Genomic DNA, 11,425 nt, shown 5'->3' with positions numbered 1-11,425 from the left:
TGGGCAACGCAGTTGAGGAAGTAGGAGGCAAGTATTATTGGATAAAGTATTTTTTTCTCGGCCCTAAGGGGCGGGGGAGCAATGCTTCGTCCGTTAATGTTTTCAGTAGTTTTACCTTTGTTGCTCAGGCGTCGCATGCTCCGATATGCGCCTCTTTAAGTGCCTCGGTAAGTAAAATCGACTCTCTCATTGAGTTGGGTAAATTATTATGGCTTCGCCCCTAAAGCGAATATAAATGGTGCATAAAGCTGATGTCTGATACGCCTTCGCAGTCCCCGAACATGCAGGCCGCACAGCAAACTGATTTTGATATCTATCGGCGGACTTTGCCGATGTTACCGATTTTTACGTTGCTGTGGTCGGCCATTGTATGGGCGTCGGGGTTTTATCAGGCAATGCCCGAAGTGAGTCTCATCTCCTTTTCTGTGTTGGCGGGTGTATTTGGTCTACAGTGTTTTTTTGCGTTAATTCACAAGCGTCTGTATCGCTTATCGGCTGTGACGTGGCGCTTTCTTTTCTATCTCTTTGTTTTTGCCAGCGCTATCGCTTGGAGCGCGTTGTTTACGCTGTGTTTTTTTGAGCCAGGTTTTGAGGCGTTATTTTTACCCATGACACTCGCAACGGCGGGCATCACTAATGCGGCATTAAGTAACTTTGCGCCCAGTCGCTGGGTTGCTCAAAGTTATGCTTCGGTGTTGTTGTTGCCGGCGGTATTTGTCTGTTTTAGTAGTCAAGCGCACATTACGATGGGCGGTGTGGTCGTGGTTTATTGGTTGTTATCTTTGCTTCTGCTGCAGCGTTTTCACGGCGAGTATATGGGGGGCTTTACGAAAGATAGTAGCTTTGATCAGCAGAATACGGAGTTGCAGCGAGAGAATCGTACCGATGGTTTAACCAATGTTTTTAATAGGCGCTATTTTGATGAGGCTTTGAAGCGAGAGTGGCAACGAGGTGCTCAAGAGGGGGCATGGTTGGGGCTGCTGTTTATAGATATTGATTTTTTTAAGAAAATTAATGATACCTATGGCCATATGGCTGGTGATGAATGTCTTAAACAAGCGGCGGCTATTATTAACGGGGCGGCCCAGTCTGGGAATGACATTGTGGCGCGCTATGGTGGCGAAGAGTTCGCAGTGCTGTTACCTCGGACGTCGCCAGATATGGCGGTCAGGATCGCTGATTCTATTCGCAAGCAGTTTGAGTTGAAGGAGTTTTGCTTTGATGATCGCTGTATCAAAATCACGGCGAGTATCGGTGTTAGCTCCATAGTGCCTAGAGCGACAAACCCGGCGACTATCCTTATTGATCAGGCCGATCAAGGTGTGTATTTGGCGAAAGAGGCTGGGCGTAATAACGTACAGCTATTTGGTTCTAGCACCTAGCTGGATGCACCTAAGGCGTTAGGCTGCAGAATTTTATCCGCTAATGCTCGTTCTTCGGCCTTACATGCCCCGGCATACGCTCGTTTAAGCGCCTCGATAAGAAAGCCGCTCTCTTCAGCTAATTGCATAAACTATTCTCGTCTCGACCCTTAGGGCCGAGGAAAAAATACTTTATCCAATAATACTTGCCTCCTACTTCCTCAACTGCGTTGCCCAAAGCGTTACATGCCCCGGCATGCGCCCCTTCGAGCGCCTTGCTGAGAAAACAGGCGCCTTCGTCTAATTGGACAAACTATTATTGCCTCGCCCCTTAGCCCTTTGAAAAATAATATTAGGTGCCGTAATAATTTGTTTCCATGGATCCCTCTGATAGAATCGCGCCCTTAAATCTATAGAGCTGCATCAGACTATGAATTGGGCCGATTGGGCGATTATTGGAATATTAGCGCTTTCTTCCGGCATTGGTTTGATTCGAGGCTTGGTCAAAGAGGCTTTATCCCTTGCTGTTTGGGTCGCTGCGGTCATTATTGCCAAAACTTTTAGTCCGCAGTTGGCTGTGCTTTTATCAAATGCTATTGAAACGCCATCCCTTAGAGAGCTTGCGGCTTTTGCCGTGCTATTTGTATTGACTCTTATCCTTGGGGCGATGGCCAATTATTTGGTCGGTGCATTGGTCAAAATAACGGGCTTATCCGGTACGGATCGCTTACTTGGTCTACTGTTTGGTGTGGCGCGTGGTTTTATCATCGTCATGATGATTATTGTATTTTTACCCTCCATATTGCCTGTTGATCAAGATCCTTGGTGGCAACAGTCGGTATTGGTTGGGCAGTTGCTCCAGTTTGAGTCTTGGGCAAGAGCGTTGTTTTCAGCCGTTGCTGCATCTGCGGCAGGCTTATTTGGCAGTACTTAAGGTGCTGGCTCGATAAAATTATGATGGCCGAGTTCGCTCGGTTTATCGCAAAGTTAGTTGTTCAATGTATTTGAGGTAAGGCTATGTGCGGCATTGTCGGTATTGTGGGTAAAAGCAACGTAAACGTAGCGCTCTATGATGGGCTCACTATGTTGCAGCATAGGGGGCAGGATGCCGCCGGTATTGTGACCTGCCATAACGGTAAGTTAGCACAGCAAAAAGCGGTAGGTTTGGTGAAAGATGTTTTTCGTACGCGCCATATGCAGCGCTTGGAAGGCAATATGGGCATTGGTCATGTGCGTTACCCTACGGCGGGTAGTTCGGGGCCAGCTTTGGCTCAGCCTTTCTATGTGAACTCTCCTTATGGTATTGCGCTGGCGCACAATGGCAATTTGACCAATACCGAGCAACTGCGAAAAGATTTGTTTTTGTCTGACTTACGGCACATCAATACCGAGTCTGATTCAGAAGTGTTACTTAATGTACTCGCCCATGAGATACAAGAGCAGGGCAAATTACGTCCTACGCCCGAAGATATTTTTAAAGCGGTCGAAGGGGTTAATAAGCGCGCTCGGGGTGGTTATGCTGTGGTTGCGTTATTATCGAACTATGGTGTTTTAGCTTTCCGCGATCCTAATGGTATCCGGCCGCTGGTATTTGGTGTGCGCGATACAGATAAAGGGCAAGAATATATGATTGCCTCTGAGAGCGTTGCCCTCGATGTACTGGGGTTTAAATTGATTCGTGATGTTGCGCCAGGTGAAGCGATTTATATTACGACTGATGGCGAATTTCATTCGCAGCAGTGCGCCGATAACCCTCGTTTAAGCCCTTGTATCTTTGAGCATGTTTATTTTGCCCGCCCCGATTCTATTATGGATGGCGTTTCAGTTTATAAGGCGCGCCTTCGTCAAGGTGAGAAGCTAGCCGATAAAATCCTGAGTCTACGCCCTGATCACGATATTGATGTAGTAATCCCAATTCCAGACTCTAGTCGCGTTGCTGGTCAAGCCATGGCGCATACTTTGGGGGTGAAGTTCCGCGAGGGCCTCGTTAAGAATCGCTACATTGGCCGAACATTTATTATGCCTGGGCAAAAACTGCGCAGGAAATCTGTTCGCCAAAAGCTTAACCCCATCGATTTGGAGTTTCGTGGCAAAAATGTATTGTTAGTTGATGATTCGATTGTGCGTGGAACGACTTGCCAGCAAATCATCCAGATGGCACGTGATGCGGGTGCCAACAAGGTGTATTTCGCTTCTGCAGCGCCAGCTGTGAAGTATCCGAATGTGTATGGCATTGATATGCCCTCGGTTGATGAACTTATCGCCCATGGTCGTACTAATGATGAAATTGCGGAAGAAATCGGCGCTGACTGGCTGATTTATCAAGATCTAGAGGATTTAATTGCGGCTTCAGGTGAGGGCAATCCTGATGTGCCTAAGTTTGATTGTGCCGTATTTGACGGCAAGTATGTAACCGGCGATGTTGATGCCGCTTACCTTGAGCGTTTAGATGCGGCGAGAAAAGACAGCGCACAAGAGTCTGATGGCGCTGGTGATAATGCAATGATGGGAATTCATAATTCCTAATTAATGGGCTCGTGGCACTGATTCGAGCTCATTAATTCTGAAAATGCCCTCACTAACGGAGGGCATTTTTTGTTGAGCCTTGCATCAATGCAGCATTGCGCGAATGGGGAGCGATTTAACGATTTCAGCTTCCGCGTCTAATAGCTCTTGCATGCGTTCCTCAATGAGTTCGGGCTTAAAGTATTCGTGAGCTAACTTTAGAAATAAATCATCGTGGCGGCGTTCAGACTCGGTGATGGCGAGATAAAACTTTTTTAGATCGCCGGCGGGTAGGGCATCGGCAATGAGTCCAAAGCGCTCACAACCCCGTGCTTCAACGATACTGCCAACAAGTAGCCTGTCTAAAAAATATACATCAGTTCCTTTGCGCATCAATTGGCGAAACGCATTAATGTATTCATCTTTAGTGTCGGCGGCTAAAATTAATCCGCGTTGGTGAATGAGCTTGACGACATCGCGAAAGTGAACCATTTCTTCGATGGCGAGTTCGCTCATGGCTTCTACAAGCTTAGTCTTGTCGGGATAATGACTCAGCATCGATATTGCCATGCCGCTGGCTTTTTTTTCGGCGGCAGCGTGGTCGATAAGAAACGCATCAAAATTATTAAGAACTTCATCAACCCAGGCTTTTGGGGTGGCATATTTTAAGGTGTAGCGACTCATGGTTACTGTGCTCTTTGGGTACATCGGCAAAATCAGCGCACCATTATAGCGGCTGATATATAATGCCGTCGTTTTTAGATTGGTTTGATTGGTTTATGGTCGTTAACCTTACTCATCAGCCTTCCTGTGTGTCTTGCAAACGTATTAAGTTTTGGAAACAATTATGATCATTAAACCGAAAGTTCGTGGATTTATCTGTATTAATGCTCACCCTGCGGGTTGTGCGGCCAATGTGCAATCGCAGATCGATTTTGTTAAGGCTCAGGGCGCTGTTAGCGCTGCCCCTAAAAATGTTTTAGTGATTGGTTCTTCAACGGGTTACGGTTTGGCGTCGCGTATTACGGCGGCTTTTGGTACTGGTGCAAGCACGTTAGGTATTTGTTTTGAAAAGCCGGCGACCGAGCGCAAAACCGGTTCTGCGGGCTACTACAACGCTGTTGCGTTTGATAAAGCGGCTGCTGATGCCGGCATTTATGCGAAAACTATTAATGGCGATGCTTTCTCTAACGAAATTAAAGCGAAGACTATCGAGCAGATTAAAGCCGATATGGGCAAAATTGACTTAGTTATCTACAGTTTGGCTTCGCCGCGACGCACAGACCCTAATACGGGTGAAACTTTCAATTCAGTGCTTAAGCCCATCGGCGCAAGCTACACCTCGAAAAATTTAAATACAGATACGCTGAAAATTGCCGATATCACCATCGACCCTGCTTCTGATGAAGAAATCGCTAATACCGTTAAGGTTATGGGTGGTGAAGATTGGGAAATGTGGATTGACGCTCTCCAGGGTGCTGATGTGTTAGCCGAAGGTTGTAAAACAGTTGCTTACACTTATTTAGGCGACAAGCTTACTTGGCCTATTTATGGTAAAGCGACGATAGGCAAAGCGAAAGAAGATCTTGATCGCGCGGCGACAGCGCTCAATGAAAAATTGGCGGCTGTTTCTGGGCAGGCGAATGTAGCGGTCTTAAAAGCATTGGTGACGCAGGCAAGTTCTGCGATACCTGTCATGCCTTTGTATCTGTCTATTTTGTACCGTGTAATGAAAGAAGAGGGCACTCATGAAGGTTGTATTGAGCAAGCTTATCGTTTATTCACTGAAGGTCTTTACACTGATACGCCTCGCTTAGATGATACTAATCGTTTACGTATGGACAATCTCGAGCTGAAAGCGGAGACTCAGGCTAAGGTTGAAAAACTTTGGGATGAGGTCACAGAAGAAAATTTGCTTGAAATTACCGATTTTAAAGGGCATCACGAAGCATTTTTGAATCTCTTTGGTTTTGGTGCTGATGGCGTTGATTATGAAGCCGATATTAGCCCTTTAACTGAAGATACCTTTGTGTAATTACTGAGCCATTGGTATGTCTCGCCCTGTTTTTTCTACCGCATTACTAGCGCCTAAATACTGGCTTACGTGGCTAGGCTTTATTTTTTGGTGGCTGATTACTCAGGTATTGCCGTATCGCCTACAAATGGTGTTGGGGCGATGGCTTGGGCGCTTGGTCGGCAAGCTAGCTAAGCGGCGAACAGCCATTGCCAAACGCAATTTAGCGTTGTGCTTCCCTGCGTTGAGTGAGGTTGAGCAGGCTGATTTACTGAGTCGGCATTTGCAGTCGGTCGGGATTGGGATGTTTGAGTTGGGTATTGCGTGGTTTTGGTCGCGCAGGCGCTTGGAAAAACTCGTTACCTACGAAGGCCTTGAGCACTTAAAGCAGGCTGATGATGAAGGTTGTGGTGCATTGCTAATGGGGATGCACTTCACGAACCTTGATTGCGGTGGTATTTTTTCTGCGTTGGCTTATGGGCTTGATGCTTCGTATCGCCAGCATGCGAATCCCGTTTATGATTGGATTCAGCGCAGTTCGCGCGAGCGATTTAGCCATGAAAATCGGGTTATTGAACGGCGCGATGTTCGCACTATGATTAAGCGATTAAAAAAGGGAAGCATTATTTGGTACGCGCCGGATCAAGATTATGGTGCTGCGCACAGTATTTTTGTACCTTTTTTTGGGGTAAATGCAGCGACGATTACAGCAACCTCGCAGCTTGCGAGGCTGGGTAAGGCGAAAGTTATTCCTTTTATCTGCCTGCGAAAGCCTGAAGGCGGGTATATTTACAAAGTTTTACCGCCATTGGATAATTTTCCCAGTGATGATGTGGAGGCCGATACGATTAAGGTCAATCATGTTGTTGAGCAGGCGGTATTACAGGCGCCAGAGCAGTATCTTTGGGTGCATCGCCGTTTTAAAACGCGCCCAAATGGCGAGTCAGACCTTTACGAACAAGCCGGTATTGCACGGGGTAAACGGCAGTAGTGCAGCTTTTTTGTACGCTTAGCTTGTCACCACATGGGGCCGTTAGTAAGATGGCGCCCCTTTTTGTATATTCTTATTACGCACATTGATACGTTGGAGATAAACATGTTTCGAGGCAGCATGGTGGCGTTAGTCACGCCCATGAAAGCTGATACATCGATCGACTGGCAAACGCTGCACGATTTGGTGGATTGGCATCTCGAGCAAGGTACGCACGCTATTGTGGCTGTGGGTACAACGGGTGAGTCGCCGACGTTGGCGGTTGATGAGCACATTGATGTTGTGCGCCGGATTGTTGATCAGGTTGCAGGTCGAATACCTGTGATCGCCGGTACCGGCGCAAACTCCACATCGGAGGCCATTGAGTTAACTCAGGCGGCGAAAGATGTGCATGTTGATGCGTGCTTGTTGGTTACCCCTTACTACAATAAGCCTTCCCAGGACGGCTTGTACTTACACTACAAAGCCGTTGCTGATGCCGTTGCGATACCACAGTTGCTGTACAACGTGCCCAGCCGTACGGCGGTGGATTTAAAACCACAAACCGTCGGCCGTTTATCACGTTTGGCAAATATAGTGGGGATTAAAGAGGCAACCGGCGATTTAGCGCGTTTAACGCACTTAAAGCCGCTAGTGTCGCATGGCTTTAATTTGCTTTCGGGTGATGACGAGACGGCTTTTGATTTTATGAAGCATGGTGGGCATGGTGAAATATCTGTGACGGCTAATGTCGCACCTGCTCAAATGGCTCAAATGTGCGATTTAATCGCTGACGGTGAACTTGAGGCGGCAAAAAGTATCCATGATGCCTTAATGCCTTTGCATAAATCGTTATTTGTTGAAGCAAACCCAGTGCCCGTTAAGTGGGTGTTGGAGCAAATGGGGCGTTGCGGCGGAACACTGCGTTTGCCAATGACACCGCTCGATAGCAAGTTTCATAAGCAGTTGCGCGATTCCATGCAGTGCTGCAATCTGGTTTAAGGTACATCCATTTACTGCTGTTTTATGCATTGACTGCAGTGCTTACATTTTGGTGAGAAGGGTTTTAGTGAATAAAGAAATTGTACGAAGCACACTCTTGTGTGTCGCAATGGGTGGCTTGGCGGGATGCGGAATGTTCGCCGATCGAAGCGCTCAGTACAAAGAAGCCGGCGTGATGGAAACCATGAAAATCCCTGAGGGGATTGAAGCGGCGCCTCTTGAGTCTGCTTTTCATGTGCCTCAAATCACCGTGAATGAATTCGACTATATTGATGAAGATGACAAGCTCGTGGTTCCGCGTCCTTCGCCAATGAGTCAAGATTCGGAATTCGCACGCGTTAAAATTCAGAAAGTGGGTGAGCGTCGTTGGGTTTTGGCTGAGGCGCCTACCAGTCAGGTGTGGCCTTTGGTGCAAAGCTTTTTGGCGCGTAACGGTATTATTGTGGCGAAAGCACGCCCTGCCGCTGGCGAAATTGAAACCGGTTGGTTAAATTTCAAAGTGGATGCTGATACCAAAAGCCGCTATCGCATTCGCATTGAAAAAGGTGTGCGAGAAGAATCTTCTGAAATTCACGTATTACACCAACAGAGTGTTATGAATGCAGAATTGGCTGAATGGCCAAGCACTTCATCTGAAACAGAGCGCGAAGCTTGGATGTTGGATGAGCTGGCGGTCAGTGTTGCTCAGGGCATTAGCAATCGTGCGGCTTCGTTATTGGGGCAGTCGGTAGGTGGTGATGAAAAAATCACATTGCGCCGCGCGGGTGAGGAGCCTGTTCTTGATATTCGTTTAGATAAAGAGCGTACGCATGCAACACTGGCACACGCTTTAACCAAAGAAGGTTTGTTTCTTTGGGAGGATGATACGGTACGCGGCCTTTGTTATTTCGCTTATGACGACCCTTCTGAGGAGCCAGGTTGGTGGGATAAAATCACTTTTAATGGTAATGATGACGTTCCTGCGGTGCCGCCAGTGGCGCTAGATGATGCGTTATCTATGTTGGCGCCGAGTGCGCAGGCGCTGTTTGGTGATTTACCTCAAGCCCAATTCTCTGAAAGCAACGCCAAGCCTTCTTTAGGGTACTTGTTGCGCGTCCAAGAAAACGGCGACGTCATGACGGTTTATGTTCGTAATACTCGCGGCGAGTTATTGCCCTTCCGTGAAGCGAAGCAGCTAATGATTGTTTTGCGCAGGAATCTGATTTAGGGACGAGGCAATAATAGTTTATCCAATTAGGCGAAGAGATCGACTTTCTTATCGAGGCGCTTAAAGGGGCGCATGCCGGGGCATGTAACGCTTTGAGCAACGAAGATAAGGAGGTTGAGATCAAGCATTAGTGGATGAAATATTGTTTCCTCGCCCCTTAGGTCATTTTGATTATTCATTTAATGCTGTAATAAAAAGGGCTTTTAGAGGCCCTTTTTTTATGATCGAAGGGAGGTGGTATGCGCTTTGCGTCGGTAGGTAGCGGTAGTGATGGCAATGCTTTGCTGGTGTCATCGGGAAGTACTTTGCTGTTGGTCGATTGCGGCTTTTCCCTCAAAGAGTTAACCGCAAGAATGTTAGCTTTTGATTTGTCGCCGGATCAGCTTACGGCTGTTTTGGTTACGCATGAGCACGCGGATCATATTCGCGGTATTGGTCCCTTAGTACGACGCCATCATGTACCGGTTTATATGACGCCTGGCACGGCGTCTAGCCGAACTTTGGGGCGTATCCACACTTTAAAAGCAATCGCTGGCGGAGAGCGTTTTACCATCGGCGATATTAGTGTAAACGCCCATACCGTGCCCCACGATGCGCGTGAGCCGGTGCAATTTACTTTTGAGAGCCATTGCGGGAAACGCTTGGGGCTTTTGACGGATGTTGGCAATATCCCTGACGATCTAGCGCAGCATTATCACAACTTGGATGCTTTGGTGTTAGAAGCAAATCACGAGCCAGAACTTTTGGCTCGTGGGCCTTACCCTTCAAGCTTAAAACAGCGCGTCGGTGGGTTTTGGGGGCATTTAAGTAATCAGCAGTGCGCGTCTTTAGTTGAACAGATCAATCTTGATGCCTTGCAGCATTTGGTCATTGCGCACATCAGTCAAAAAAATAATTCCCCTGAGCATGTCGCCCGCGCTTTAGGGCATATTACTGGTGTTGAGCAATGCCTCAGTATGGCTTGCCAAGCGCGTGGTTTTGATTGGTTGAAGATAGCGTAGCGACTCAAAAATTGCGTGCTAAGCTTAGTGGTATAGCCCTCTTCATGCATATAACGGGAGAGGCATTATCTAAGTCCCACTATCAGCGTGTAGGAGCAATTGTATGGAAGAGCGTCGTCGTTTTACGCGGACATCTGCGATCATTCGTGTAGAGCTTACGAATCCGGCGTTTGGTACGTTAATTGGTAGTACGTGCGATATTTCTGATGGCGGTGCCCAAGTGATGGTTGATAATGAGCTACTGCCACCTATCGGTACCGTTGTTGACGTAGTGTTTAAAAAAGTTGTTGGGCCCGTAAATGCAGAGCCTGTGGCCATGAAGGTTATGCACTGCCACAAAAATATGCTGGGTTTGATGTTTTTGGCACGCTGATGTTCACGCTTAATCCGGCTCCACGCTCGACTTGTAAGACCTAACTAAGCCCGCACTCCGCTCAAGTCTTCTTTGTATACTTATAAAGAGCACTAAGTCGTTCGCAGTGAGCGCAATTCCCCTATTTGCCGAATAATGTTCAGGACTGATTCATTGGATCCGTGTAGAGTTGCACATCTGTACTTTTGTTGTGCTGCAAAGTTTTTGCGGGTACATTCGGACATCCACATAATATTAAAGAATCGAGGAATTTTTTTATGCGTCGTTTAGGTATAGCTGTATTGGCGTTTTCATTGTCAGCATGTACAACGTTGGATCCATATACGGGTGAAAAAGGCGTAGGTAATTCCGCTAAAGGGGCCGGGATCGGCGCTATTGTTGGTGCTGCTATTGGGGCTGCAACTGCGAGTAAGAACGATCGAGATAAGGCGATTCTTACGGGGGCTGCCTTAGGTGCGGCGGCCGGTGGCGGCATTGGTTACTACATGGACAAACAAGAAAAGGCTTTGCGCGATAAGTTGGCGGGCTCTGGTGTTCAAGTTCAGCGCGAAGGGGATAACTTGCGTTTGATTATGCCGGGTAATATTACTTTCCAAACGGGTAGCGCACAAATCCGCGGTAACTTCTACGATGTACTCGATTCTGTTTCGTTGGTATTAAAGGAGTTTAAAGATACCTCCATTCTGGTAGCGGGTCATACGGATTCGGTTGGGAATGATAACTATAACCAAGGGTTGAGTGAGCGTCGTGCTTACAGCGTGAAGAATTACTTGTCGTCGGCGGGCATTCCATCTGGGCGCGTTCAAGCGGTTGGCTTTGGTGAACGCCACCCTGTAGGCAGTAACAGTACCGATACCGGACGAGAGCAAAATCGACGTGTTGAGTTGGAGTTAGAGCCACTACGCTAAAACTATTTTGGCGTAGCTGTAAGCGTCTAAGGGGCGTGCACTGAATAAGTTGCTGGAATTTGGGTTTTTGGGTGTTTGCTTGAC

13 protein-coding genes are annotated in these 11,425 nt (G+C 47.5%); 11 read left to right on the top strand and 2 right to left on the bottom strand.

From position 1 onward, the window contains the following. Both AC3A8L_RS15415 and AC3A8L_RS15410 read left to right on the top strand, forming a co-directional pair. The coding region (locus tag AC3A8L_RS15415) for a hypothetical protein (RefSeq protein WP_487963162.1) at positions 1 to 224 on the top strand (224 nt) is incomplete at its 5' end. 27 nt (positions 225 to 251) lie between these two features. Continuing rightward, complete coding sequence (locus AC3A8L_RS15410; protein ID WP_487963161.1) at positions 252 to 1,382, top strand: GGDEF domain-containing protein; 1,131 nt, start codon at positions 252 to 254, stop codon at positions 1,380 to 1,382. Here the strand turns inward: AC3A8L_RS15410 and AC3A8L_RS15405 are convergent. Beyond that, positions 1,379 to 1,510 (bottom strand): hypothetical protein, encoded by a 132-nt coding sequence (locus AC3A8L_RS15405; protein ID WP_487963160.1) that lies wholly within the window; start codon positions 1,508 to 1,510, stop codon positions 1,379 to 1,381. The genes AC3A8L_RS15410 and AC3A8L_RS15405 overlap by 4 nt on opposite strands. Before the next feature lie 281 nt (positions 1,511 to 1,791). On the opposite strand from AC3A8L_RS15405, the gene AC3A8L_RS15400 reads away from it, so the two are divergent. Next, positions 1,792 to 2,295, top strand: a complete 504-nt coding sequence (locus AC3A8L_RS15400) for a CvpA family protein (RefSeq protein WP_487963159.1) — start codon at positions 1,792 to 1,794, stop codon at positions 2,293 to 2,295. Positions 2,296 to 2,378: 83 nt separating this feature from the next. Then, positions 2,379 to 3,887, top strand: a complete 1,509-nt coding sequence (purF, locus tag AC3A8L_RS15395; protein WP_487963158.1) for an amidophosphoribosyltransferase — start codon at positions 2,379 to 2,381, stop codon at positions 3,885 to 3,887. Positions 3,888 to 3,971: 84 nt separating this feature from the next. On the opposite strand, the gene AC3A8L_RS15390 is transcribed toward purF, so the two are convergent. Beyond that, the gene (locus AC3A8L_RS15390; RefSeq protein WP_487963157.1) at positions 3,972 to 4,550 is read right to left on the bottom strand and encodes a MiaE family protein; all 579 of its coding nucleotides are present in this window, start codon (positions 4,548 to 4,550) and stop codon (positions 3,972 to 3,974) included. A gap of 163 nt (positions 4,551 to 4,713) precedes the next feature. Between AC3A8L_RS15390 and fabV the strand changes: the two genes are divergently transcribed. The 7 genes from fabV to AC3A8L_RS15355 all read left to right on the top strand — a co-directional run bounded on the left by fabV (position 4,714) and on the right by AC3A8L_RS15355 (position 11,341). Beyond that, a complete protein-coding gene (gene fabV, locus AC3A8L_RS15385; RefSeq protein WP_487963156.1) occupies positions 4,714 to 5,901 on the top strand; it encodes an enoyl-ACP reductase FabV in 1,188 nt (395 codons plus the stop codon). A 16-nt stretch (positions 5,902 to 5,917) separates the two neighbouring features. Then, a complete protein-coding gene (gene lpxL / locus AC3A8L_RS15380) occupies positions 5,918 to 6,871 on the top strand; it encodes an LpxL/LpxP family Kdo(2)-lipid IV(A) lauroyl/palmitoleoyl acyltransferase (RefSeq protein ID WP_487963155.1) in 954 nt (317 codons plus the stop codon). Positions 6,872 to 6,976: 105 nt separating this feature from the next. Continuing rightward, a complete protein-coding gene (dapA, locus tag AC3A8L_RS15375) occupies positions 6,977 to 7,852 on the top strand; it encodes a 4-hydroxy-tetrahydrodipicolinate synthase (RefSeq protein WP_487963154.1) in 876 nt (291 codons plus the stop codon). Between the two features lie 67 nt (positions 7,853 to 7,919). Next, positions 7,920 to 9,059: a hypothetical protein gene (locus AC3A8L_RS15370; RefSeq protein WP_487963153.1), complete on the top strand. Its 1,140-nt coding sequence runs from the start codon at positions 7,920 to 7,922 to the stop codon at positions 9,057 to 9,059. A gap of 239 nt (positions 9,060 to 9,298) precedes the next feature. Then, positions 9,299 to 10,060, top strand: coding sequence for an MBL fold metallo-hydrolase (locus tag AC3A8L_RS15365; RefSeq protein ID WP_487963152.1), 762 nt, complete (start codon positions 9,299 to 9,301; stop codon positions 10,058 to 10,060). Between the two features lie 103 nt (positions 10,061 to 10,163). After that, a complete protein-coding gene (locus AC3A8L_RS15360; RefSeq protein ID WP_487963151.1) occupies positions 10,164 to 10,433 on the top strand; it encodes a PilZ domain-containing protein in 270 nt (89 codons plus the stop codon). Positions 10,434 to 10,690: 257 nt separating this feature from the next. Further along, a complete protein-coding gene (locus AC3A8L_RS15355; protein WP_487963150.1) occupies positions 10,691 to 11,341 on the top strand; it encodes a YiaD family glycine zipper/OmpA-like lipoprotein in 651 nt (216 codons plus the stop codon). Positions 11,342 to 11,425 lie beyond the last annotated feature (84 nt).

Source organism: Marinagarivorans sp. (assembly GCF_982758155.1).
This window is presented reverse-complemented; position numbering and strand designations above follow the sequence as displayed.